This is a genomic window from Vibrio sp. SCSIO 43136 (assembly GCF_023716565.1).
In the GTDB taxonomy this organism is placed as follows: domain Bacteria; phylum Pseudomonadota; class Gammaproteobacteria; order Enterobacterales; family Vibrionaceae; genus Vibrio.
Genome location: NZ_CP071848.1, coordinates 685301 through 710504 on the forward strand (window position 1 = coordinate 685301; position 25204 = coordinate 710504).

Consider the following 25204-nt stretch of genomic DNA (forward strand, 5'->3'; position numbering starts at 1 on the left):
GTCACACTAGTGACATGTCAGGTTTGGTATCTTTAATATGCTTACTGGTATTTATAAAAGATCACTTATGAAGAACCAACACAAATTCAAAGCCAAGCGCTCAAATAATTGCGATGATGTTCGTCAGCTGGATGATTACCCAACCGAGCTTTCACTCAACTACTCTCGCACCATAGGCCAGTCTAAAAACTGGATTGGCAGTGGTTTTATTGTGAATCGTAAAGGTGCAAACGGTGATCATATTGAGGTGAAGTTCCCTTACTACTCACTGGTGTATGTTGTGGCGGGAAAAGGTACCTATATCGATGAAAGAGGGCGGACGTTTGCTTTGGGGGCTGGATCGGTTTTCCAGCGCAAACCACGAGTTATACATTCCACAAAAATCGATCCAGATAGTGGATGGAAGGAGTATTACCTCGATTGCAATGAAGAGCTCTATGAGCATCTAAGTGCAATGTCACTGGTGCGAAAGGAGGTATCGGTTTATAGCAGTCATCCAGATACGACCATCAACAGCCAAATCGATGGCCTGATGGCACAGTTGCAGGGGGCTACCGAAGACCAAGTGCTGGATGCGTATATCCTCTATTTATCCATTCTGCGCTCACTGCTTACGTGGCAAGAGAGCGAATGCCACTCGAATGATATGATCCAACTGAGCTTGAGTGACTTTGAAACACGCTTTACTACTCGATTTGATATTAAGCACTACTGCCAAGAAAAAGGCTGGGGCTACGAGAAGTTTCGTAAGGATTTTAAAGCCCAGCTAGGGGTATCACCGCGAGATTATTTGATTCGTAAGCGAATGGATGAAGCGTGCCGCCTATTGCGTTCATCTACCTTGCCTATTTCTCAAATTGCCGCTCATCTTGGCTACGCCTCTCCGTATGAATTTTCCAATCAGTTCTCGAAGACCTTTTCTCTAGCGCCAAAGCATTTCAGACAGGGGGTTTAGCAATAGCTTTGCTTAATAATAAAAAAGGGTTGCCGAAGCAACCCTTAGAAGTGCGAGGAGGTTGTACTACACAATGTAGTTACGAATCGCTTTCTCAATGCCTTCAGCATCCAAGCCAAGCTCTGCATGCATCTCATCTTGAGTGCCTTGTGCGACAAACTTGTCCGGTAGACCTAGGTTAAGTACTGGCTTGATGAGTTTGTTCTTCATCATAAACTCCACCACACCACTACCTGCACCACCGGCAATCGCATTCTCTTCGATGGTAATGATCACATCATGAGTGTTTACCAATTCCGTGATAAGTGCTTCATCCAGCGGTTTAACAAATCGCATGTCAGCGACGGTCGCATTGAGGCTTTCTGCTGCGGTTAGGGCATTAGATAGGAAAGTACCAAAGCTCAAGATAGCCACTTTTTCACCTTGGCGAACGATGCGGCCTTTACCGATCTCAAGCTCGCTAAAAGCTTTGTCTACCTCGATGCCTGTACCAGAACCGCGAGGGTAACGTACTGCACTCGGGCCTTGGTGTTTATGACCAGTGTATAGCATCTGACGACACTCGTTTTCATCACTTGGCGCCATGATCACCATGTTAGGAATACAGCGCATAAAGCTAAGATCGAACGCACCTTGGTGTGTTTGACCGTCAGCGCCAACAAGGCCTGCACGGTCGATTGCAAACATCACTGGCAAGTCCATGATAGCAACGTCATGGATCAGTTGATCGTATCCACGCTGTAAGAAGGTCGAGTAAACCGCAACAATCGGCTGGTTGCCTGCGATAGCCATACCTGTTGCTAGCGTGACGGCATGCTGCTCTGCAATAGCAACATCAAAGTATTGCTGTGGGTATTCTTTAGAGAATCTAACCATGCCAGAGCCTTCACGCATGGCAGGTGTGATTGCCATCAGTTTCGGGTCTTGCGCTGCCATATCACAAAGGAAGTCGCCAAAAATGTTAGAAAAAGTCGGCTTACCTTTGCTCTTAGGCAGTTGGGTATGGCTTGGATCAAACTTAGGCACGCCATGGTAACCAATCGGATCTTTTTCCGCAGGTTCATAGCCTTTGCCTTTTTTGGTCATGATGTGCAGGAACTGCGGGCCTTTGAGGTTACGCATGTTCTTAAGCGTTTTGACTAGCTCGTTAACATCGTGACCATCCACAGGGCCAATGTAGTTGAAACCAAGCTCTTCAAATAGAGTCCCTGGGATCACCATGCCCTTCAAATGCTCTTCAGTTCGTTTGACCAACTCTTTGATTGGTGGAAGACCTGAAAGTACCTTTTTGCCACCTTCACGGATGGAAGTGTAAAGGTTGCCTGATAGGATTTGAGCAAGGTGGTTGTTCAGTGCACCGACATTTTCTGAAATCGACATCTCATTGTCATTTAGAATGACTAGCATGTCAGAATGCACACCACCTGCGTGGTTCATGGCTTCAAAAGCCATGCCTGCGGTAATAGCGCCATCACCAATCACGCTGACAACTTTACGATCACGGCCTTCTTTCTCTGCAGAGATAGCCATGCCAAGTGCCGCACTGATCGATGTAGATGAGTGGCCGACAGATAAGGTGTCGTATTCACTCTCTTCACGCCATGGGAAAGGGTGAAGACCGTCTTTTTGACGTATGGTTGGCATCTGCTCACGGCGACCAGTTAGGATTTTATGTGGGTAAGCCTGATGGCCCACATCCCAGATCAGTTGGTCAAATGGGGTGTTATACACATAGTGTAGTGCCACGGTCAGTTCTACCGTGCCCAAGCCTGAAGCTAAGTGTCCACTAGACTGACTCACGGAATTGAGAAGATAAGTACGCAGCTCATCACACAGGGAGGCTAAGCTCTCTTTTGGAAGCAGGCGCAGCTCATCTGGCGTATTTGCCAGTGCTAGCGTCGGATATTTCGAGATATCAAGAGTCATAAAATTCAGCGCTTATAGTTTAGTTTTTGCGCTCGACCACATAGCGGGCGAACTCTTCAAGTAATTGGGTATTGTAAGGGATAGCATCCAGCGCTAAAAGCGCCTCAGTTAACAGTTCTTGCGCTTTGCGCTGCGCACCCTCTAACCCTAACAAAGAAGGGTAGGTGCTTTTGTTTAATTCTTGGTCAGAACCTTGTGGTTTGCCAAGGGTTTCTGTGTCACTGGTGATGTCTAAGATGTCATCTTGCACTTGGAAGGCAAGGCCAATCAGGTCAGCATACTTTTCTAGTTGCGGCAGAACCTCTACCCCTTTATCACCTGCCGCTAGTGCGCCAAGTTGAATAGCACATTTCATTAGTGCGCCAGTTTTATTGCGATGGATGGTTTTCAATTCCTGAAGCGAAACCTGACGGTTCTCTGCCTCTAAATCTAAAGCTTGTCCAATGCACATGCCCTCGGCACCAGAGGCTTTGGCTAAGGTTGAGACCATCTTAATACGTTGGCTTTCGCCGCCCGACGATAGCTTACCATCGGCCAAAATGGTGAATGCTAAGGTTTGCAACGCATCGCCCGTCAAAATGGCGGTTGCCTCATCGAACTCAATATGACAAGTTGGCTGGCCACGACGAAGTTCATCATCGTCCATCGCCGGTAAGTCATCATGGATCAAAGAATAGGCATGAATACATTCAATTGCAGCGGCGGGAGTATCTAGGTGCTCTAGCTCGCAGCCGAGCATTTGCCCAGTGATGTAGACTAAGTAAGGACGTGCGCGCTTACCGCCTAATAGTAGGCCATAATGCATCGCTTTCACCAAGCTTTGCTCTTGGTGAGGAATTTTATCTAACCAAGAGTTGAGCTGCGATATGTTGCGCTCTTGGTACTGAGTTAACTGGATGGTCATGACTTAACTTTCTGACTCCGGCTCAAAATCACTCAGTGGTGCTTGATCGTCTTGTTGCAGCAAGATAGCGACTCGTTGTTCCGCTTGAGTCAACTTCTCTTGGCCAGCGCGGGCAAGTCCAATGCCACGTTCAAATTTTTTCAGGGCTTCGTCTAACGCCAGATCACCGTTTTCCAGTTGTTCAACGATGGTATCAAGCTCTTCCAGAGCGGCTTCAAAACTCATATTTTCCGGTTTTTTGCTGGCCATATTCAATCTGCTATTACGAGGGTGCGGGAAACTTACCCTAGCCAGTAGGCAGGGTCAAACGCTTCGGGCGCAAATTTAATAAAAACGAAGTATATCAGTTTTTAACGAGTGTGTTGAATTTGACGACGAAGGATTATCGTGGGAGCAAAATCACATTAATTAAGTGCTACTTAGCTCAAATTTAACCGTGGGAATGTTTAATTAATCGATAGGTTGCTATTCTGATAGCAATAAAAGCTCTAAATATTAGTGGTTTTGTGCCGATAAAGTCCTTGAGCAGTAATTTAGTAATGATAAGCATGAGGAGTGCTTTGTGGATTTAGCAACGTTAATAGGCCTAATAGGTGCGTTTGCTTTCGTCGTTATGGCGATGATTCTTGGTGGGGGTATCGGTATCTTTATCGATGTTCAGTCCATCTTGATCGTAGTCGGTGGTTCAACTTTCGTTGTATTGATGAAATTTACCATGGGACAGTTTTTTGCAGCCCTCAAGATCGCAGTCAAAGCATTCATGTTTAAAGCCGATGAGCCAGAAGATCTGATTGCTAAAATTGTTGAGATGGCGGATGCGGCGCGTAAAGGCGGCTTTCTGGCACTTGAAGAGATGGAAATTACCAACTCATTTATGCAAAAAGGTATCGATTTATTGGTGGATGGCCATGATGCTGACGTGGTTAAGGCCACGATGCAAAAAGATATCGCCCTAACCACCGAGCGACATGAATTTGGCTCGGCGTTCTATAAGGCATTTGGTGATGTAGCACCTGCGATGGGCATGATCGGTACGCTGATCGGTTTGGTAGCGATGCTTTCTAACATGGATGACCCGAAATCTATCGGTCCTGCGATGGCGGTTGCACTCTTGACGACACTCTATGGTGCGATCATGTCGAACATGCTCTTTTTCCCTATCGCCGATAAGCTAGACTTAAGACGTGACCAAGAGCAGCTTAACCGCCGCCTGATCATGGATGGTGTATTGGCAATTCAAGATGGCCAAAACCCGCGTGTAATCGACAGCTACCTGAAGAACTACCTAAATGAAGGTAAGCGTGCACTTGATGTGGATGCGGAGTAAACCCTTATGAGTGATGAAGCAGATGATTGCAAATGTCCACCACCCGGTCTCCCGGCGTGGATGGGTACGTTTGCGGATTTGATGTCGCTGCTGATGTGTTTCTTCGTACTGCTGCTCTCTTTCTCAGAGATGGACGTGCTTAAGTTCAAACAGATTGCAGGCTCGATGAAATTTGCGTTTGGTGTCCAGAATCAACTGGAAGTGAAAGATATTCCAAAGGGCACCAGTGTGATTGCGCAGGAATTTCGTCCTGGTCGACCGGAACCTACACCTATTGATGTCATCATGCAGCAGACCATAGACATCACCCAACAGACGTTGGAGTTTCATGAAGGCGATTCTGATCGGGCAGGGGGAACCAAGCGTGAAGCGGGTAAGCTAACTGGGGGCAAGTCTCCAGAAACGTCAACGCAGCAGAACCAAAACACCGAATCAACGCAATCTGAAACTCAAGACTCGCAATCAGAATCTCAATCGGAAGAGATTGAAACCATTGTTGAGAGTATTAAAAAAGCGCTTGAGCGTGAGATGGATGAAGGCGCGTTGGAAGTTGAGAGTTTAGGCCAGCAGATCATTATCCGCATTCGTGAAAAAGGCGCTTTCCCTGAAGGCTCTGCTTATTTACAACCGAAATTCCGACCGTTGATCCGTCAGATCGCTGAATTGGTTAAAGACGTACCGGGCATTATTCGAGTATCAGGCCACACAGATAACCGAGTGCTCGACTCCGAACTCTACCGAACCAACTGGGATTTAAGTGCGCAACGCGCTGTCTCAGTGGCGATTGAGATGGAAAAAGTGCGTGGATTCGACCATAACCGCCTACTTGTGAGAGGCATGGCAGACACCGAACCACGTGTACCTAATGATACTGAAGAGGGTCGTCGAGAGAATCGTCGGGTTGAGATCAATATCATGCAAGGCAAACCGCACCTTAGTGACGAGGTTTCTGCTCAGCAGTAATTTATTATCAAGATAAAGCATTGATTAAAAGGTGAGCATTGTCTCGCCTTTTTTCTTGCCTCATGGTCGTGTATAATTCGCCGCCTTATGGCAGTGCCACCACCAATTTAGTGAAGTTTACTATGAAATTTATTGTCAAACCGCATCCAGAAATCTTTGTAAAAAGTGAATCAGTGCGTAAGCGTTTTACGCGTATTCTGGAGTGTAACATTCGCATCATTATCCAAAAGCACACTGAGAATGTGGCGGTATTTAACCGTCGTGACCATATCGAAGTGACATCTGAAAGTGATGAGTTTTACCCACAGGTATTGGCAATTCTGACCCAAACACCGGGTATTCACCATATCCTAGAAGTTCAGCAGTCTGAGTTTAAAGACTTGCACGACATCTATGAGCAAGTGCTAGAACTTAGCGGTAAGAAGATCGAAGGCAAAACATTCGTCGTACGTGCTAAGCGTCGCGGTAAACATGACTTCACGTCTATCGAACTTGAGCGTTACGTAGGTGGCGGCCTGAACCAAGCGGTTGAGAGCGCAAGCGTTAAGCTAAACAAACCTGAAGTGACAGTTAAAGTAGAAGTTGCTGGTGACAAGCTAAATCAGATCCTTGCACGCCATAAAGGACTTGGTGGTTTCCCTCTTGGTACGCAGGAAGATGTGCTCAGCTTAATCTCTGGTGGTTTCGATTCAGGTGTTTCAAGTTACTTGCATATTAAGCGTGGCTCGAAAACGCATTACTGCTTCTTCAACTTAGGTGGCCCTGCGCATGAAATTGGTGTTAAGCAAGTTGCGCACTACTTATGGGACAAATACGGCTCGTCGGCAAAAGTTAAGTTTATTTCCGTAGACTTTGAGCCAGTGGTTGCTGAAATCCTAGAGAACGTTGAAGACGGCCAAATGGGCGTTATCTTGAAGCGTATGTTTATGCGTGCTGGTGGCATGATTGCTGAGAAATTTGGCATTGAAGCACTGGTGACAGGTGAAGCACTGGGTCAGGTTTCTAGCCAAACCCTAACTAACCTTCGTCATATTGACGGTGTAACAGATACGTTGATCCTTCGTCCGCTAATTAACTGGGACAAAGAAGACATCATCGACCTTGCTCGTGACATTGGTACTGAAGATTTCGCCAAGACCATGCCAGAATACTGTGGCGTGATTTCTCGCAAGCCGACAGTAAAAGCGGTGAAAGAGAAGCTTGAGAAAGAAGAAGCAAACTTCAACTTCGAGATCTTAGAGCAAGTGGTTCGTGATGCACGTGTGATGGACATTCGTGACATCGCAAAAGAGAGCCAAGAGCAAGCGCCAGAAGTGGAGATGGTTGAAGCGGTTGAGCAACACGCAGTCGTTCTAGATATCCGTAGCGCTGAAGAAGAAGACGAGAGCCCGCTTGAGATCGACGGTGTTGAGATCGTGCATATCCCATTCTTCAAGCTTGCAACTAAGTTTGGTGACTTAGATCAGTCGAAGACTTACCTACTGTACTGTGACCGTGGCGTTATGAGCCGATTGCAGGCACTTTACCTGCAAGAGCAGGGCTTTAACAACGTTAAGGTTTACCGTCCGTAGACTTAAGGCTTTAAGTTAGCGAGATAGAATTAAGAAACGCTTGTTGGGAGACTGACAAGCGTTTGTTTTATCAGGGTAAGCGGACGCTGACGCTAACGGACGCTTCGCTAAGGGAGGAAGGGTAAAAGACAAGAGAAGGGGGAGCGTTTTGTTCTATGCTCTTTCGTTTCCCGTTTCCCGTTAGCCGTTTCCCGAGGGCATCCGTTTACCGAATTTTCAAGCACTTTTTGTATTGCGTCTTATAAAAAACATTGTAAGTGAGCAGACAAAGCAAAGTAATGAGGAGATATACCCAGATATTAAGTACATCCTACCCATTTCACTCTCAATTGAATCTTTGAAACTTGGATCTAATGCCATATCAACGAAGCCGCTCACCAAAAAAAGGGACGCAAGGAGCCCGCCTACTAGGAATATGGATTTATAATAAGTTAGCCCCGAGAGTAAGACAGCCAATGTTACGCCTAATAGCCACATTGACTCATAGCTCGGTATTTTGTCTGCTATCTCTGCCATAGCAAGTGTTGGCAAGAAGTAGGTAGTGATGAGTAGGTTCCATTTCATTATTCAATGACCTCTACAGGGATATTCACCTTTGAAGACGTGATTAGTTCCAAAAGTCGGTCTGTCAGCTGATTCCCCCAAACACCTCCTCCGATATCAATGCAACCTGCTGAACCATCCATATCTCCTCCATGAATAAAGAAGTTCTCTCTACCAAATGTTTTTGTGGTGGGATGTTTATGTAATCTGATACGCCAGTCCCCTTGGGTACGCCGAACAATAATGCATTGCAATTAGCTTATTGTTTGTAATGTAATTGGATTCTGATTCGCTACATAACTCAGCGAATGGGAAACATGGCATATTGAAATCTATGTGAAAAACATCAATACAAGTATTGGGTAGAAAAGCGTGAATATTGCGAGCTATGTCTATGTAGGGGTGGGGATAGATACATAAAAAAACACCGCCATCATGGCGGTGTTAAAAATTTGACAGACAGGTCAAAAATAATACAGGAAGTAGATGCCAGAGCATTAGATTCCTCTGACATGGTGGTAGAAAAATCTACCCACTCGAATTTCGAGTTAATGCAAACACAACATTGCAACCTCTAAGCCAATTAATCACCGGAGGGTAATTAAGCCGTTCAGGCTTAGCGCTGCGGGATGAAATATAGAATTTCTATGGTCAGTCGGCAATCGACAAATTATAATGTTTCGGATAAAAAAAACTAATGTATATGAGAAAGGGCCTCTATGTCTCGAAGATTACCCCCGCTAAACTCACTGCGAGTGTTTGAAGCGGCTGCTCGACACCTAAGTTTTACTCGTGCCGCAGAAGAGTTATTTGTGACTCAAGCGGCGGTGAGCCACCAGATCAAAACGCTAGAAGATTTCCTTGGATTAAAGCTGTTTAGACGCCGCAATCGTTCATTGCTTTTGACCGAAGAAGGGCAGAGTTACTTTCTTGATATAAAAGATGTTTTTACATCTTTGTCAGAGGCGACAGACAAAGTATTGGAGCGCAGCGAGAAAGGTGCATTGACCATCAGTTTGCCACCAAGTTTTGCGATTCAATGGCTGGTGCCTCGTCTGGCAGACTTCAACCAACAAGAGCCGGATATCGACGTTCGTATCAAAGCAGTGGATATGGATGAAGGCTCCTTAACCGACGATGTTGACGTGGCGATCTATTACGGCCGAGGCAAGTGGCCGGGCTTGCGAGCTGATAAACTTTACCAAGAATACCTAGTTCCTGTCTGTTCTCCTCAACTGTTATTGACAGATAAACCATTAGCTGAGCTAAAGGACCTTAATAACCACACTTTACTTCATGATACTTCTCGTAAAGATTGGAAGCAGTTCGTGAAGCAGCATGATATTGATGGGGTGAATGTCAACCACGGCCCGATTTTCAGCCACACAGCGATGGTGCTGCAAGCCGCTGCTCACGGCCAAGGGGTCGCGCTGGGTAATAACGTATTAGCTAAACCAGATATTGAGGCGGGTCGACTGGTATGCCCATTTGATGAGGTACTGGTGAGTAAGAATGCTTTTTACGTGGTTTGTCATGAGCAGCAGGCCGATACTGGACGAATTTCGACTTTCCGAGATTGGATGTTAAAAACCGCCAGTCGTGAGCAGCAGGAGCTACGCTAATGGATAATGTAATCATTAATGGTGATGGCGACGTCACCTTTCTTTTTGCTCATGGTGCAGGCGCTGGAATTGATCATGCATTTATGCAGACCCTAGCTGAGGGGATCGCCTCTCATGGGATAAAAGTGGTGCGCTTTAACTTTCCTTACATGATCAAGCGAGGAGAAGATGGCAAAAAGCGCCCACCCGATCGAGCTCCCAAGCTTATAGAAGCATTCGAGCAAAAGATTGCAGAGTACAGCAAGCAAGGTAAGGTCTTCATTGGTGGTAAGTCGATGGGAGGGCGTATGGCAAGCTTGTGTAGTGATAATGAAAACGTTGCTGCTGTTGTTTGTATGGGATTTCCATTCCACCCACCAGGTAAGCCTGAAAACTTCAAAGGCGAGCACATGGCCAGCTTAACTAAGCCATGCCTAATTGCTCAAGGGGATCGAGATCCATTTGGTACTCAAGAGGATATTGCTGGCTACAAGTTATCAGACCAAATAGAGCTGTGTTGGATTCCAGATGGTGAGCACAGTTTTAAACCTCGTAAGCGCTCGGGTTATACCGAAGAGGGTAACTTACAATTGGCTATAGATAAGGTGGCCGAGTTTATTCTTCGGGAGGCGAAACGTGCGCTCTAATCATCTATTAACTTTGCTATCAGTGCTTGGCGCTGTCGCCGTGATGCTCGGAGCGTTTGCCGCTCACGGGCTAAAAGCCATGCTTAGCCCATATCACCTTGAAGTCTTTAATACAGGGGTGTTTTATCAGTTTATTCATGTGCTTGCCGCACTATTTTGCTGGTTACTGATGTTGCGTGCATCGGTCAAAACGCAAAAAACACTGCGATGGGCGATAAATTGCTTTATCATCGGCATCTTTTGTTTTAGTGGCAGCCTTTATGCTTTGGCAATCACTGGGATTAAATGGTTTGGACCGATAACACCAATGGGTGGTCTGCTGTTTATTGTCGGTTGGTTGATGCTAGCGGTATCGGCGTGGAAATTTGAAGAGGTGACTCAGTGAAACAGTTAATGCTTTACTGTCGACAAGGGTTTGAAAAAGAGTGCGCAGGTGAAATTCAAGACCGCGCAACTCAGTTGGAAGTGTACGGCTTTCCTCGTGTAGCAAAAAACTCGGGTTACGTACTTTTTGAGTGTTATCAAGATGGTGACGCTGCCAAGCTGGTAAAAGAACTGGACTTCCAATCGCTGATCTTTGCTCGTCAGATGTTTGCTGTCGCTGCTGAGTTTAGCGAGCTGCCAAGCGATGACCGTATCTCGCCGATTTTGTCAGAACTGGCAGAGCACGAAGAGTTGCCAATCTGTGGCGACTTACGTATCGAGACCCCTGATACTAACGAAGCGAAAGAGCTTTTGAAGTTCTGCCGCAAGTTTACCGTGCCGCTTCGCCAAGCGATGCGTGGCAAAGGTTTGTTGTATAAGAAAGACAACCCTAAAAAGCCGGTGATGCACCTTTGCTTTGTTGCGCCGGGCCACTGTTTTGCAGGTTTCTCTGTCGCAGGTAATAACTCTGCGTTCTTTATGGGCATTCCTCGTTTGAAGTTCCCAGCGGATGCGCCAAGCCGCTCAACCTTGAAGCTGGAAGAGGCATTTCATGTATTCATCCCTCGTGACGAGTGGGATGATCGACTGGCTTCAGGGATGTGGGGTGTAGATCTTGGTGCCTGTCCTGGAGGCTGGACCTACCAATTGGTTAAGCGCTCGATGTTCGTTCACTCCATTGATAATGGCATGATGGCTGATAGCTTGATGGAAACTGGCCAGGTGAAACATCACCAAGAAGATGGCTTTAAGTTTGAGCCACCACGTAAGAATGTCACTTGGTTGGTTTGCGACATGATTGAGAAGCCAGCACGTGTGGCTCACCTCATGGGTGAGTGGATCATCAAAGGTTGGGCTAAAGAAGCTATTTTTAACCTCAAGTTGCCGATGAAAGGCCGCTACGATGAAGTACTGCAAGATATCGAGAACTTGAAGCAGTTCCTAATTGAGAACAAGGTTAAATTCCGCATGCAGGCGAAACACCTTTATCATGACCGTGAAGAGATCACGGTGCATGTTCAGTGTTTGTCGAACATCTCGCCGCATTAATGGTTCGGTAACGGGGAAAGGGCCGCTATGCTTAGCGCAAAAGGGTGTTGGTCTTTTTACTCGATTGGAAGTTTATAAGGGGAAGCTGGTGCTTCCCCTTTGTTTTTGCTCAATTGGTTTGCGGGCCTTCAAAGCGCAGGTCTTGCAGGTTAAACCCAAGCTCCATGTCGGTTTTGAGTCCTGCGACTTGTTTGCACAAACGCGCAGACTCAATATGCTCATCCAATTTCTTGCGATATTTGCTCGGCAACTCTTCACTGGCAAAGGCCGCTTCAATATCTGGAAATTGAGTTAAGATCTCTTTAGCTGCTTTTGGTCCTACCCCAGGAACTCCCGGTACTTGGCTTGAACTGATCCCTGTTAGTCCCCAGTAGTCTGCAAGTTGCTCTGGTGTTACCCCAAACTCTTTTTCGATGAATGGTGCATCTAACCAGCGGTGCTGAAAATAGTCTCGAATCTGCAGTGTTGGCTGTAGCAATTGACAGTAACCTTTATCGGTCGAGATTATTGTTACTTTTTGCCCATGTCCTGCGACTTTAGTGGCGAGTGTTGCCACCAAATCATCCGCCTCATCACCATCAGAAAGCAGAGAATCAATCCCAAGCTCCCACCATGCTTGTTGAATGGTATCTAGGCCATTTAGCAAGGGTTCTGGCATCGGTTTACGATTCTGTTTGTAAGCGGGCAGTACTTCTGCGCGCCAGCCTCTGTCCTGACCGTGATGGTCAAATACTGCGATCATGTGGGTCGGCTGGGATTCGTTGATGATTCGACGCAAGGTACGGCTAGTCGTCTCGATAGTACGGGCGATGTCGGTTGCATCTGGTTGGGCAGAGTGCACACGACGAATAAGGTTGAGTGCGTCGATAATAACTAGGTGGATTGCAGACATAAAAACAGTAAAAAAGGGGCTCAAGGCCCCTAGTGTAAAGGATTCAAGATCAAGCTGCTAATCCTTGCCCGCAATTTTATAGCAAGGTATGTATTCAGAGCCCGGAAGTTTCATTCTTTGCTGAGCAACAAAGTCTTTCAATAGGCGGTCCATCTTATCCATCAGTTCGCTATCACCATCGAGAATAAATGGGCCACGACGTTTGATTTCTCGTATGCCTTCTGCTTTGACATTACCCGCCACAATGCCGGAAAACGCACGGCGCAGATTAGCAGCCAGCACTTCTGGCTTTTGGCTTAAGTGAAGGTCCAAATTAGCCATGTTTTCATGGGTTGGGTCAAAAGGCATTTGGAACTCAGGCTCAATCTTCAGTGACCAGTTGTAGCTAAATGCATCGCCGGTATCTTTACGATGCTCACGCACTGACTCCATTGATGATTTAATAATTCGCGCAGCTTTAGCGGGATCATCGACGACAATCTCATAGTGTTTTTGGGCTTGCTCGCCCAAGGTTTCACCAATAAAGGCATCGATTGAGCGGAAATAGACTTCGCTCTCTTTTGGTCCAGTTAATACGATAGGCAGTGGCTGGTCGATATTGTCTGGATGCATCATGATGCCGAGAATGTATAACAGCTCTTCTGCGGTACCTGGGCCGCCTGGGAATATGACAATTCCGTGCGCCATACGAACAAAAGCCTCTAAGCGCTTTTCAATATCCGGCATGATGATGAGCTCATTCACAATCGGGTTTGGCGGCTCAGCTGCGATGATGGAAGGCTCGGTCAGGCCAATGTAGCGAGGGGCTTCGTAGCGCTGTTTAGCGTGACCAATTGCAGCGCCTTTCATTGGCCCTTCCATAGCCCCAGGGCCACAACCAGTACAGATGTTAAGCTCGCGTAACCCGAGCTCATGGCCAACTTCTCGTGTGTATTGGTATTCGATTGGGTTAATTGAATGTCCACCCCAGCACACCACTAGATTTGGGTCAAAACCGGGATAAAGCGCTCCGGCATTTCTCAAAATACCAAACACTAAGTTGGTGATGTGATCGGATCGAGTCAGGTTCAGGCGCTGGTTGTCAGCCAGATGAGAGTTTACATAGACGATATCGCGCAATACGGAAAATAGGTGCTCTTGGATACCTTTGATGATGGTGCCATCGACAAAAGCGTGTTCTGGCGGGTTATTGAGTTCGAGTTTGATACCACGTTCACGTCGTTTGACGCTCACGTCGAAGTTGAGGTATTTGTTGAGCAGTTCATCGGAGTTATCGGTATGGCTACCGGAATTCAATACGGCGAGAGTACAGTTTCGATACAGTTGATATAGGTCGCTCGATGCAGTTTTCTTTAAGCGTTCAACTTCAATTTGGGAAAGCAGATCCATGCTGCCTGCAGGACTGATATGGGTGATCATAGGCACCTCCATTGTTCTTGTTATGTCTTTTTACCTTATACGTGAATAACAAGATGTGCCACTAATTGGTGCAGAAAACATGGCTTAGGTAGGAGTATTACTCTTTTTATATTAATGGCTTATAGCCAGCTGATACGGTTGGTACCAGAGCGTTTTGATTGGCGAAGAGCGGTATTGAGACGATCAAGCACTTCTTCTGGCGTGTCAGAGTCTTTAAATGCAGCAGAAGCGATCGAGACAGTGATTTGAATGTTTTGTTCACGAAATCTAAACGGTAGATCGCCAATTTGCACCTGAATCTTCTCTAGCACTTCACGTGCTTTTTGATCTGAAGCTTCGGGCATAATGACCACAAACTCTTCGCCACTAAAGCGTGCGACGATATCTTTTTCTGATAAAGACTTCTTGATTGTGCGAGCAATTATCTTCAGCGCTTTATCGCCAGCGGTGTAACCAAAGCTATCGTTAAGCACTTTAAAGTTATCGAGATCGAAGGTGGCAATTCGTAGCGAGTGTTGAGAGCGGATCCAGCGGCGATATTCTAGCTCCAACTTCTCCGACAGGGCGGAGCGGTTGTATACCTTGGTTAAAGGATCAAGCTGCATACGCTGCGCTTGCTCGAGCAGACGGCGGCGATAATTCTGGGTCTTCTCATGCAGAGTTTCGAGCTGATTGCGCTCATGTTGCCAGCGGTCAATAAGTTGTTTCTCACGCTTCTCTACATGCTCTAGACGTTCGGTTAGCGACCCAATTTGCTCAAGCAGTGGTGACATCGCTGCTTTCAGTGCCTCAAGCTCGGTCTCTGCACGTAGTGTCGCTTTGCTTTTATCGACCAGCTCGCCAAGCTCTTGGTGCATGCTCTGGCGATGCTCGGTGTAAGACTGGCTTTGTTTGAGGCTTTGGTCCGCGCTCTTTAACGTTGAGCTGAGAGATGAGTTAACTTCGTCGAGTAGCTTTTCCGAACTCTTACGTTCGTAATGCGTCCCTTCAATCACCAACTTAAGGATCTTGAGGATAAGTTCAAACAGCTCATTGGGTTGAACACCAACCAACAGCTTGGCTCGAATATCCATTAAAGTTTCACCTGAATCGCCGTCGAAATCGATCTCGGTGATCAGGTTTTGCAGCTGATCGGTCAGCGTATCAAGCTGTTCTTGATCAAAAGGGGAGTTGAATGCGAGGTTGTTGCGAGAAGAGTTGGACGCCATGATTTTAGTGGCGCGCTCATACAAGCTCAGTAGTCGACCGGCTTGGTCAATCTCTTTGTTTAACTTTTCATTAGGGAATTGCAGCAAGTTACGCAGCTCACGTTTGAGCTGTGCAGGTAGGCCGGGGATACGCTGTAGCGTTTCTCCGCTTTGACGAACTTTCTCACATAAGTGGTCTGATTGCCTTTCCATTCTCACTGTGTTCTGTTTCAGCATACGTTCCAACACCACCAGCTTTGGGATCAAGCGGGATAGGTCTTGCTGCTGTTCAATGTCGGTTTTGAGAGAGCTAAGGCGATGGTCAAGTTCTCCATTTTGTCCAAGGCAAGCATCGGACAAATTGGTGATGATTCGCTTAAGGACACCTTGTTCACGCTTAAACTTGAACGTGCTGTCACGTTGAGATAGACGAGACTGATCCAACTTGTGGGTCAGACTTTGTATCTCTTTTTGCAGCTCCTGTTCAAGGGAGGTCAGTTCACTCATATATCGCGTTGCCAAGATGATCCGATGGCGAAATCCATTCATCCGATAATAACAAAAAACGCAACAACGTCACTTTTTAAATGACTAATCGATTATTAATTAGTCACTAAGTGTCAATTTTTTGAGGTCTTCCTCATTTTGTGGCGCAGAATAGGCTTTGATCAGTCCTTGATTCATCGCTTGTTTACATGCCAAACGTATGTCGTCCGTAGCAAAACTCGCTGCAGGAGCACTCTCAATAGCACGTAAATATACCCATTGGCTCTCTTCTGAGTTTTGTCCTAACTCAAGGCTACGCGCTAAATGTGTCGACATTAATAAAATGTCGATGAGCTCTTGATCATTTATCGCAGTGTAAGCTCTCGGCAGGAAAGGATAATCTGCCATACCCACACGGACTTTGCTCGAAATTTTTCTTTCTGGCTCAAAATCTGAGATCCAGCTGCAAATTTTATCAAACATCGCTTGCGGCTTTGCTTCAGTGTCGGTGTTAGGCTCGACGTAAAGAAACATAGCATCTGAGAAATGATAAAGCCTTGCAGGCTCTTGGATGCGCGACTTAATGTAATCGCCAAACTCTTTCTCTAAGCTCAAACCGGCCTTGTAGCCTTGTTCTAGATAGGTATAGCGCAGCAGCGGCAGCTCAAACATGGCAAAGCGTAGGCGATCGCTAAAGGGTTCATTAATTAGCTCACCAGTTTGCCACTGTTCAAAGGTGTCACTGCTTCGTTTCAACGACCCAGGTAGTTTGATGTTGAGCATTCTCAGGTTTTGCAGGCCTGAGCGGGTATGGGTGTAGAGATCTTGCGTCAAGCTTTTGACTTGTTTTTTGTATTTATCAACCACATAGCCGCGACGTAAGGTAATGAGGACAAACAACAATGAGACGGCAAATAGGGCAAGTGATGTCTTTTGAAACTTGCGCGCTCGTTGCTCTGATGATGTTAATTCTTCCTCAAGGCCTTTGTAGTGTAGCGACTGTTCTATGATCTCTTTTTGTTGGCGCAATACATCTTCGTTGATCTGGTTGATTCGCTTTTCTTGCGTCGCTGCCAATATCGAGTGCTGCCTCATTGCCGCTAGTGCTTCTGAGAATCGGCTCTGTTTTTGAAAGGCGTTAGAAAGCACCAAATAGGCTTTGCGCATGATAGCGTTGCTCTCAAGCTCCATACCTACTTCGAGCGCTTGGTTGGCATTTTTTACCGCATTCTCAAGATGGTTTTGCTGAATGGCTAGCTCGGCGGTCAATAGCATGGCTCTTGCTTTGAGCGGCTTAAGCTCAGTGTAGGCAACCAGATTTTTCGCTTTATCTAAGTAGCGCTCAGCCAGTGGAAAGTTAAACAGTTGCATGTAGGTGTCAGCAATAGACAGTCTCAGGTCAATCACATCATGCATGTCTCGCGAGAAATATTCGTGGTCAAGTACATTAAAGTAGTGGACCAAGGCAAGGTTGTATTTGCCTTGTTGGAAATAGATATCCGCCATCTGTTTTAACACATCGGCAAGGATGCGTGATTGGTCAAACTTTCCGTAAAAGTCGGCTGCACCAATTAAGTGTTCAAGCGCTTTATCCAACACCTGTCTTTGCATAAATAGCTGAGCGAGTTGGTAGTTAGCCTGAGCGAGGTATAAGCCGGTTTCTTGTTCAACTGCTTTCCAGTAACTGGTAAGTAACTCGGTCAGCGCATTGTCGTAACTGCGATAGCGCAGGTAGTGTTGACCAACACTGAGGTGATACTGAATATCGGTCTCGACCGAGTTCATACTGACAAGGTAATCTGCGGCTACCATAAATTGGCGCTCGGCGTCATCACGGGCACCTTGGGTTGAATCGATTTCCCCTCTCAGCATCGCAAGCTCGTAGTACAAAGAGTTACCGAGTTGGGTGGCAGCAGGCAAATATTCCAGCTCGTCTTCTACTTGGTCGAGTAGCTTATCGGCTTTTTCCGGATCGTGGGTTTGACGCCATAAAAGCTCCGCTTTGAGGATATAGGTTTCTAAGCGGACAAACGGCAAGTTATGGCGGTCGGCAAGCTCAATAGCTGTGTCTATATGCCTCAACGCCAGTTTAGGTTTACCTTGAAGATAATGAGACTCGGCCAAAATATGGTAGGCATCGATACTGCTGTTTGGCGAGCGCAAGGTGGTGTCGGTCTCTTCACGTGGGATTGCCGACGGGCCTTTTGCACTGTTTTCTGTCAGTTTGCGCTGCGACAAGTATTTCTCAGCAATTAGCTGCGCTTGCTTAGGGTTGATTTCAACCAGCTTGGCAGCTTCGCTCAGTACCGGAGAGGTATAAAGCTTGGCTTGGGTGCTCGGTGCGAGCAATACCATAAGTAACAACAGCTGAATACGAGCAAGCCATTTCATGCGTTAAGGGTTCTCCGGTTTTTCTTATTACTGACGTGCTAAACGACGGTTGTGCGTTGGCATTTGTGCGCTGCTACTGCGAAATGGATTGATATCCAGTCCACCACGGCGTGTGTAACGAGCATACACATTCAGTGACTGTGGTTGACAGTATTTCATGATGTCAGTGTAGATGCGTTCGACGCACTGTTCATGAAACTCATTGTGCTCACGGAACGACACTAAATAGCGCAGCAATGCTTCTTGGTCGATTTTGTTGCCAGTATATTCGATTCTGACACTGCCCCAATCCGGTTGGTTAGTAATTAGGCAGTTTGATTTAAGCAGGTCACTATATAGGGTTTCAGTGACTATGTTTTGACCTGACTCAGTTTTGAGTAGTTTGTCATCGAATTCGTAACTTTCGATTTCGATATCTTGCTCATCGATGCAGGTGCCTTCAAAGCAATCCACTGGCTCGGCGGAGAACTTACTTAGTTTATCAATGCGCACTTCCACTTGCTCACCAGCACACGCAGAGAGATCTTTGGTTAACGCCGCCTCGACATCTTGCCATTGGGCAAACTTGGTTTGGTTAAAACTGTTTAGGTACAGCTTGAACGACTTTGATTCCACCAAATTTGGGCTGGTGGCAGGCAGTCTCACTTCACCAATCGCCACTTGTGGCAAACCTTTATCGTTTAGCCAAGATAGCTCATACAAGGTCCAGATGTCGGTGCCATAGAAAGGCAGTTCATCCCCTAAGTCCAGATCGTCTCGATTGAGACTACGAGGCACAGGTTGAAGTAGGCTTGGGTCGTATTGGCTGCTGTACTCAGTTTTTTGTCCGAGCGTTAATCCAGCGAGCTCTTTTGCATCAGAATATTTACTCATACTTAGCTCAAAGATCGATTAGAATGGCGCAAAGTTTACCGATTACCACTTAACAGTAAAGTCAAAGTGGTACAGATTTGAGGATATTTCCATGTCACACCCGGTGGCCAAAGCGCTGTTTGACTTTTCTACACGTTTTATCGAGCAATACCAGGCGCAAAATGGCACCTTGCCACGTAATGAAGAGTTGATGGGCATTCCATCACCTTGCATCGAGCGAACACTCGATGACAGCGTAGAATGGCAAGCCCAAAAAAATACCACTCCGTTAGATTTTTCCAATGTAGAGCAAGCTATTGAGCTGACGCTGCATGAAGACATTAAGGCGTTTTATGGCAGCCAACTTAGCGCAGACATGGAAGCTGAGTGGGATGGTAAGCCACTGACCTTACTGCAAGTATGGAGTGAAGAAGATTTCACTCGACTTCAAGAAAACATGTTAGGTCACTTGGTGACTCAGCGCCGTTTAAAGCTTAAGCCGACCATGTTTATTGGTGTGACGGACGCTGAATTGGACGTAGTGTCTATTTGCAACATTAGCGGTGAAGTGATTTTCGAACGTCTAGGCACGGATAAGCGAGATGTACTAGCGCCAAATGTTGCTGACTTCATTACCAAACTGACGCCAGTGGTGGCTTAAGATGTACATTACTGAAATCAGTTTTGAGCTTTATCGTGATACCTCTATGGGGGAGGTAGAAAAAAGCATTAACTACCTGCTTGATTGCTTACGCTACAACGGCCAAGTGATCGGGCGTGAGCTGCCGGTTGCAATGGAAGATGGCAGTTTTACCGCTCGTGTCGTGTGCCCTGAAGCGGATAGTTTGCACCCGCAGTTTTTTAGCCCTCAAGTCAAACATGCCATCAATCAGCTTGCTGACGCAGGTTTATTGCAACCTAAAGTGCGAGTAGTGGGGCAGGACATGAACTCTGACCCAAGTGATGAGCCTCATACGCCAAGCTGGCAGGTGCTATACACCAGTTATCTGCACACCTGTTCACCGATTCGCTGTGGTGACCATTTCCAACCAGTTCCACTCTATCGTTTGCCTGCCGTTGCCAATGGTGATCAGAAGCAGATTATCAAGTGGCAAGAAGATTGGAGTGCCTGTGATCAACTGCAAATGAACGGTTCGGTGGTTGAGCATCCGTCGCTGCATGAGATCTCTTCAAGTAAAAGTTTGCTATTTAAGCGTGGCTGGGATTTATGTCGCCGCATGAAAGTCGTCAGCGGTATTCCTACCTATCTTTATATCTACCGTGTGGGTGGGGTCAGTAAAGAGGAAGAGCAAGCTCGAGTGTGCCCTGTATGTGGTGGTGAGTGGGCGCTAGAGTCTCCAATCCATGGCGTATTTGATTTTAAGTGTGATGAATGCATGCTGGTCAGTAACTTATCTTGGGATTTCAAAGATTGATTGAGTCTCTCAAGTGAGCCCCGCAGCGGTTTACAACCACGGATGGTTTTAATAATCTGTTTTAGCCTTGATGGTATTTAGGCGTAATTTGATCATGTAGTGCAAAAGGATTTGTGTCGTATGGTATTGACTGAGCAAGAGTTGCAGCGGATTCAGGCGAACTATGCCTTGATAGAGCAGGATTCAGCGGCGTTTAGCCAAATTTTCTATCAAAAGCTGTTTGCTCTCGACCCAAGTTTGCGAAGTTTATTTCGCAACGATATCAAGATCCAGGGCCGTAAATTGATGGCGATGCTTGAGTTGGCAGTGCGTGATCACCAAGATATGGCGATGCTGGTGCCAATGCTGCATCAATTGGCTGAACGCCACAATGATTACCAAGTAAAGAAAAGCCACTTCAAACACCTTAACACCGCGGTTCAAGCGGCGTTAAGTGAGTATCTCGGGGAACGACTAACCGAGCAAGATGCCAAAGCGTGGCGCACATTGTTTCAGTTTCTTGCCGATACTATGACGCCGCATCTGCATCACTAGGCGTTCTTTTCGAGTGCTTCAATGCGCTGTGTTAGCGCTTTAACTTGAGATTCTAATTCAGCGATACGCTGCTCAGGCGATTGCGCTGCCGCTTGGGTGGCGATTTCCACTTTTGGCACTCTGGCGCTACTTTTCCAACTTTTTAATACCGAGATAATAGCCGGCATTGGTACATTTGAAGTCAGCCGAGCACGGATCAAAGCAATAGAAGGCTCTTTACCCTGAGCGGAAATCGATTCGATAGCATTAGTGATCTCCTCGGTAACATCTTTGGTTAACATAAAAATCTCTCCTTTTTGAACTTCCTAAAAGTACCACAATCGACTCGTCGGTGTGTTTTTAAAATCATTCATTAGCTCGGTTTGAGCTTCATCACACTTATTATTTGAGTCTAAAACGGCTGTTATGGACGATTTGCTATTGGTTTTGTAAGAGATCTCTTACAAGGAATGTAGGAGATTACGCTTTGTTGATATGGGTAAATGTAGCTGATGTTTTTTAAGTTATTGAAAAAATAGAGTTTGTTATCTTTTTTCTCAATTGATAAGGAAAAAATCTCGATATAGTCTATTGTCCGAATTCTGTCAGAGGGTAATCTTAACCCTGTCGGAAGGATGCTGACACGGAACAGGAAACAGCCAAGGATTTGGTTATCTTCAGGATGAAGATTTGGTTATACAGGATGTGTGACCAGCATGGAGCGAAACGGACATTGAATGGACGCAATAGTTACTAGGATGGTAACTACTATGGAAAGACAATGGACACCTCTAGGATTGAGGCAAGGAACGAACATCAGGATGATGTAAGGGACACCGCTCAGGGAACAAGTGAAGTGCGCTAACGAGGATTGTTAGCAGATCAGGATAAGATCATACGGACACCGCTAGGAAGGCGACGAAAGGACTAAGCTGACGGAATCAGCACACTATCATGGATTAGATGCATGGAGCACCTATAGTAGCTGGATTGCTGCGAGTAAGACTAATGCCCCGGTACGCAAGTGCCGGGGCTTTTCTTTTTTGGTCGGTAAGCGGTAAGCGGGCGCATTCGCTTACGGGAATCGGTGTTAGCCTTGATATAAAGATTCTCTACGGACCAAAGTAGCCGTTTCCCGTTTCCCGTTTCCCGTTTCCCGCTCTTAAACTCTATAAGCCGGCAAATTAAACCAAGTCGGCGCAAATCCCACCATCACCAGCTCCCCTTGATAGCAATCATCCCCCAGCGATGAGAACTCAAACTGATACAGTGTATGCCAGCCCAAACGGCCGTCTTTGTGGCGCATTTTATGGCCTTTGAATGCCACTGAGAGCAGTTGTAGCTCCAGTTTTTTGCATCGATGGGCAATGGCGGCTTTGGCCAATTCTGACTGCCTGCGCTGCTGCCAGAACAGAGCGCAAAACAGAACCAATCCGAGAATTGCAAATAAATCGCCTATCATGCTTGGCCCTTAGCATTTTGCTGTAAGTTCAGCAGTGCTTGAGCAAGCTCTGGGCTTGGTGCACCATGAAGCAGAGGCAGGAACACCATACGAAGCTCTGGGATCATCACCAAGTCGGCAAATAGCTGATTGAACAGATCTTGATTGTTGGTCTGAGCAAGACGCAACAAGAATAGCTCGGCACTCTTTGGCTGCTTGAGAGCGCTCCAACAACGGCCAGCAAGGGCAATCAGTACTTCTTGGTGACTCAAACGGGCAGATTGCAATATGGTTTGGGTTAAGCTGGCTAGCTGCTCTGGGTTTGACCCAGAAAGGGCTCGAGCCAGTGCTGCCAGTAGGTAAAGATCTGGGTTGTCGGCGCTGCACTCGTTGGTGGCAAGTTCATTAAGGCGCTGAGCAAGTTTTGCAGGCAATTCAATATGTTCAAGAGCACCTAACAGAGCATAGAGCGGTTGAGCGGGCAAATGGTTAAGAGATTTACGCACTGCCACCCCGTTTTGGTTGTCGCTTAGGCGAGCGGCAATATCCGTGATGCCTTGCAGACCGACGGTTTGCCACTTATCCCAACCAAGTCCGCCGCCAAAGTAGTGCTGAGCATGCTCATAGTATTGGCTGGCAGGCAGTTTCATTTTCGCCCGCAATACACTGTGATAAACCGCCAATTTATCTTCGGCGGGCTTAAAGGTGTATGGGTTGTTGGAGAGCTTCTCTTGCTGCTCTTCACTGAGCTCTCCGCTGATGCGGGTGCCCATCGCTTCTAAAACATACTTGATGAAGTTGCCGATATCGGCTTGCTTAAAAAGCCCGCGTTCATCAAGAGGAAACTTCAAAAACCAAATCCAAGGTTGCGGCTGTTCATTCCAGTAGGCAATAGCAATATGAGCATGCCTCTGGATAGGGAATGGGTAGGGTTGTTGAGCCTGTTCAACGCTTTCAAACAGCTTATTGTCGACCAGCGACACTTTTCGGCTTAGATCATAAATAAGGTATTGGTTACCACTTTGACTAAGCAGCTGACTAAGGGTGTGAAAGGTTTCCATGGAAATGTGATTCCTATTTGTCTTTTTTTAATAAATGGTATTCTATGGCGATTTTTCAAGTCCACTTAACGGATATCCGAGCGGATTATGAACCAAAGTACTCAAATTAATGCCTTGCTTGACCAACTTTGTGAGCAGATGCAAGCCTGCCATCTTTGGCAAAGCACGCCACCATCTCCTGAGCAGTTGGCAAGTACCCAGCCTTTTGGCCTCGATACGCTTGAGCCTGCACAGTGGTTGCAGTGGGTGTTTGTCGCCAGATTCCGAGCTTTGATTGAAGCGGGTCAACCTTTGCCAACCGGCTTTGAAATCGCACCATACTTTGAAGAGGTATGGAAAGAGCAGCCAGAATATCGCAAGGTACTAGATGTTATCGTCAATATTGATCGACAGGCAAAATCATCATGTTAGAAATTGTTTATCAAGACGAGTATTTGGTTGCGGTGAATAAGCCTGCGGGCATGTTGGTGCACCGCTCATGGCTGGACAAACACGAAACTCAGTTTGTGATGCAAACCCTGCGAGATCAACTTGGCCAGCACGTCTTTCCTTTGCATCGATTAGACCGCCCAACCTCAGGTGTATTGGTGTTTGCATTATCGAGTGAAGTCGCTTCTGAAGTGATGCCGATGTTTGCAAACCACGAGATGGAAAAAACCTATCACGCCATTGTACGTGGTTGGATAGAAGAGGGTGGTGTACTCGACTATGCGCTGAAAGTTGAGCTGGATAAAATTGCCGATAAGCATGCCAGCCAAGAGAAAGAAGCTCAGGAAGCCGTGACGGCGTATCAACCGCTAGCCAAAGTGGAAGTGCCATACTCTACAGGTAAGTTTCCTACCACACGTTATTGTCTAATGGAGATGAAGCCTAAAACAGGACGTAAACACCAATTGCGTCGCCACATGGCTCACCTTCGCCACCCAATCGTTGGTGATACAACGCATGGTGATGGTAAGCACAACCGCCTATATCGAGAAGAGTTTGACGCTCATCGTTTGATGCTTCATGCGTCGGAGTTAGCCTTTATTCACCCTTATACCAAAGAGCCAGTAGTGATCAAAGCTAAGTTAGATGAAACTTGGCTGCAGTTGCTGGAGCGTTTTGGGTGGGATGTTCCTGAGTAACAACGGGTGTTGGACGAACCTCCCCCTTTTCAAGCGGCCATCGCTCTGGGGGAGGGCTTATTTACTACTTCAACTTCTCCAAATCCGCCTCTATCTCATGAATCTTACTAGAGACGACTTTCTCTAGATGGCGAAGGTCATTCAATATCTTCTGTTTAACATCAACCTCAGCCAATTTTTCTGGGCGGGTGATGGTGTTGAGCTCGTCAATTACCAAGGTCAAATTGCGGTTAATTTCAGTTACTTCTTTGTACTGATGACTACCACTGTCGACCAACACGTTTTTGTGTTGTCTTGGATACTTGAACTTAACGCTTTTTGCAAAGAACTCGCCTTTTTGTTTATGAAAATAGATTTTTAAGACGTCTTTGTGAGCTTCCTGACGAAGAGAGTAGCGTTCGATTTGGGTTGGATCTTGGATGCCTAATCCAGTTAGGTTTGGATACATATAGGTCCTCACTACATTGACTGATTTATTGGGACTAGCCA

Annotated in this window: 25 protein-coding genes; 13 read left to right on the top strand and 12 right to left on the bottom strand. The window is 46.5% G+C overall.

Annotated elements, in window-relative coordinates:
- Positions 1-67: 67 nt before the first annotated feature.
- On the top strand, positions 68-955 hold the full coding sequence (locus J4N39_RS03355) for an AraC family transcriptional regulator (protein ID WP_252021913.1): 888 nt from the start codon (positions 68-70) through the stop codon (positions 953-955).
- Between the two features lie 66 nt (positions 956-1021).
- On the opposite strand, the gene dxs is transcribed toward J4N39_RS03355, so the two are convergent.
- The 3 genes from dxs to xseB are packed head-to-tail and all read right to left on the bottom strand — an operon-like array spanning position 1022 to position 4034.
- Entirely contained in the window at positions 1022-2881 is a 1860-nt protein-coding gene (gene dxs / locus J4N39_RS03360; RefSeq protein WP_252021915.1) for a 1-deoxy-D-xylulose-5-phosphate synthase, read from the bottom strand.
- Positions 2882-2900: 19 nt separating this feature from the next.
- A complete protein-coding gene (ispA, locus tag J4N39_RS03365; protein ID WP_252021917.1) occupies positions 2901-3785 on the bottom strand; it encodes a (2E,6E)-farnesyl diphosphate synthase in 885 nt (294 codons plus the stop codon).
- A 3-nt stretch (positions 3786-3788) separates the two neighbouring features.
- On the bottom strand, positions 3789-4034 hold the full coding sequence (gene xseB, locus J4N39_RS03370; RefSeq protein ID WP_252021919.1) for an exodeoxyribonuclease VII small subunit: 246 nt from the start codon (positions 4032-4034) through the stop codon (positions 3789-3791).
- Between the two features lie 313 nt (positions 4035-4347).
- Between xseB and pomA the strand changes: the two genes are divergently transcribed.
- From pomA to rlmM, 7 genes are all read left to right on the top strand, one after another.
- The gene (gene pomA / locus J4N39_RS03375; protein ID WP_252021929.1) at positions 4348-5112 is read left to right on the top strand and encodes a flagellar motor protein PomA; all 765 of its coding nucleotides are present in this window, start codon (positions 4348-4350) and stop codon (positions 5110-5112) included.
- A 6-nt stretch (positions 5113-5118) separates the two neighbouring features.
- Positions 5119-6075 (top strand): flagellar motor protein MotB, encoded by a 957-nt coding sequence (locus tag J4N39_RS03380; protein WP_252021932.1) that lies wholly within the window; start codon positions 5119-5121, stop codon positions 6073-6075.
- Positions 6076-6197: 122 nt separating this feature from the next.
- Positions 6198-7646, top strand: coding sequence for a tRNA uracil 4-sulfurtransferase ThiI (thiI, locus tag J4N39_RS03385; RefSeq protein ID WP_252021934.1), 1449 nt, complete (start codon positions 6198-6200; stop codon positions 7644-7646).
- Between the two features lie 1262 nt (positions 7647-8908).
- Positions 8909-9811, top strand: a complete 903-nt coding sequence (locus J4N39_RS03390; RefSeq protein WP_252021936.1) for a transcriptional regulator GcvA — start codon at positions 8909-8911, stop codon at positions 9809-9811.
- The gene (locus tag J4N39_RS03395) at positions 9811-10437 is read left to right on the top strand and encodes an alpha/beta family hydrolase (RefSeq protein ID WP_252021938.1); all 627 of its coding nucleotides are present in this window, start codon (positions 9811-9813) and stop codon (positions 10435-10437) included. Before J4N39_RS03390 ends, J4N39_RS03395 begins: the two co-directional genes overlap by 1 nt.
- Positions 10427-10822, top strand: coding sequence for a DUF423 domain-containing protein (locus tag J4N39_RS03400; RefSeq protein WP_252021940.1), 396 nt, complete (start codon positions 10427-10429; stop codon positions 10820-10822). The genes J4N39_RS03395 and J4N39_RS03400 overlap by 11 nt, the downstream gene beginning before the upstream one ends.
- Positions 10819-11910: a 23S rRNA (cytidine(2498)-2'-O)-methyltransferase RlmM gene (gene rlmM / locus J4N39_RS03405; RefSeq protein ID WP_252021942.1), complete on the top strand. Its 1092-nt coding sequence runs from the start codon at positions 10819-10821 to the stop codon at positions 11908-11910. The genes J4N39_RS03400 and rlmM overlap by 4 nt, the downstream gene beginning before the upstream one ends.
- A 109-nt stretch (positions 11911-12019) precedes the next feature.
- Here the strand turns inward: rlmM and xni are convergent, their stop codons facing one another.
- The 5 genes from xni to queF form a co-directional block, all read right to left on the bottom strand.
- Positions 12020-12802 carry a flap endonuclease Xni gene (xni, locus tag J4N39_RS03410; RefSeq protein ID WP_252021944.1) on the bottom strand — a complete coding sequence of 261 codons (783 nt, stop codon included), beginning with the start codon at positions 12800-12802 and terminating at the stop codon, positions 12020-12022.
- 57 nt (positions 12803-12859) lie between these two features.
- Entirely contained in the window at positions 12860-14221 is a 1362-nt protein-coding gene (ppnN, locus tag J4N39_RS03415; RefSeq protein ID WP_252021947.1) for a nucleotide 5'-monophosphate nucleosidase PpnN, read from the bottom strand.
- Positions 14222-14340: 119 nt separating this feature from the next.
- On the bottom strand, positions 14341-15915 hold the full coding sequence (locus J4N39_RS03420; protein WP_503063849.1) for a GGDEF domain-containing protein: 1575 nt from the start codon (positions 15913-15915) through the stop codon (positions 14341-14343).
- 99 nt (positions 15916-16014) lie between these two features.
- The gene (locus J4N39_RS03425; protein ID WP_252021949.1) at positions 16015-18285 is read right to left on the bottom strand and encodes a tetratricopeptide repeat protein; all 2271 of its coding nucleotides are present in this window, start codon (positions 18283-18285) and stop codon (positions 16015-16017) included.
- A 27-nt stretch (positions 18286-18312) separates the two neighbouring features.
- Positions 18313-19158: an NADPH-dependent 7-cyano-7-deazaguanine reductase QueF gene (gene queF / locus J4N39_RS03430; RefSeq protein WP_252021951.1), complete on the bottom strand. Its 846-nt coding sequence runs from the start codon at positions 19156-19158 to the stop codon at positions 18313-18315.
- 91 nt (positions 19159-19249) lie between these two features.
- Here queF and syd point away from each other — a divergent pair, with 91 nt between their 5' ends.
- The 3 genes from syd to J4N39_RS03445 all read left to right on the top strand — a co-directional run bounded on the left by syd (position 19250) and on the right by J4N39_RS03445 (position 21107).
- Positions 19250-19798, top strand: coding sequence for a SecY-interacting protein (gene syd, locus J4N39_RS03435; RefSeq protein ID WP_252021953.1), 549 nt, complete (start codon positions 19250-19252; stop codon positions 19796-19798).
- Between the two features lies 1 nt (position 19799).
- The gene (locus J4N39_RS03440) at positions 19800-20573 is read left to right on the top strand and encodes a Zn-ribbon-containing protein (RefSeq protein WP_252021955.1); all 774 of its coding nucleotides are present in this window, start codon (positions 19800-19802) and stop codon (positions 20571-20573) included.
- A 120-nt stretch (positions 20574-20693) separates the two neighbouring features.
- Positions 20694-21107: a globin domain-containing protein gene (locus J4N39_RS03445; protein WP_252021957.1), complete on the top strand. Its 414-nt coding sequence runs from the start codon at positions 20694-20696 to the stop codon at positions 21105-21107.
- On the opposite strand, the gene J4N39_RS03450 is transcribed toward J4N39_RS03445, so the two are convergent.
- The 3 genes from J4N39_RS03450 to J4N39_RS03460 all read right to left on the bottom strand — a co-directional run bounded on the left by J4N39_RS03450 (position 21104) and on the right by J4N39_RS03460 (position 23588).
- The gene (locus J4N39_RS03450) at positions 21104-21388 is read right to left on the bottom strand and encodes a hypothetical protein (RefSeq protein WP_252021959.1); all 285 of its coding nucleotides are present in this window, start codon (positions 21386-21388) and stop codon (positions 21104-21106) included. The two genes, J4N39_RS03445 and J4N39_RS03450, sit on opposite strands and share 4 nt — an antisense overlap.
- Before the next feature lie 860 nt (positions 21389-22248).
- Positions 22249-22548, bottom strand: coding sequence for a DUF3301 domain-containing protein (locus tag J4N39_RS03455; RefSeq protein WP_252021961.1), 300 nt, complete (start codon positions 22546-22548; stop codon positions 22249-22251).
- Complete coding sequence (locus J4N39_RS03460) at positions 22545-23588, bottom strand: DUF3549 family protein (RefSeq protein ID WP_252021963.1); 1044 nt, start codon at positions 23586-23588, stop codon at positions 22545-22547. The genes J4N39_RS03455 and J4N39_RS03460 overlap by 4 nt, the downstream gene beginning before the upstream one ends.
- 87 nt (positions 23589-23675) lie before the next feature.
- Between J4N39_RS03460 and J4N39_RS03465 the strand changes: the two genes are divergently transcribed.
- On the top strand, positions 23676-23999 hold the full coding sequence (locus tag J4N39_RS03465) for a YqcC family protein (protein WP_252021965.1): 324 nt from the start codon (positions 23676-23678) through the stop codon (positions 23997-23999).
- Entirely contained in the window at positions 23993-24715 is a 723-nt protein-coding gene (gene truC, locus J4N39_RS03470; RefSeq protein ID WP_252021967.1) for a tRNA pseudouridine(65) synthase TruC, read from the top strand. The genes J4N39_RS03465 and truC overlap by 7 nt, the downstream gene beginning before the upstream one ends.
- 64 nt (positions 24716-24779) lie before the next feature.
- Here truC and J4N39_RS03475 read toward each other — a convergent pair whose 3' ends face one another.
- On the bottom strand, positions 24780-25163 hold the full coding sequence (locus J4N39_RS03475) for a DUF3461 family protein (protein WP_252021969.1): 384 nt from the start codon (positions 25161-25163) through the stop codon (positions 24780-24782).
- Positions 25164-25204 lie beyond the last annotated feature (41 nt).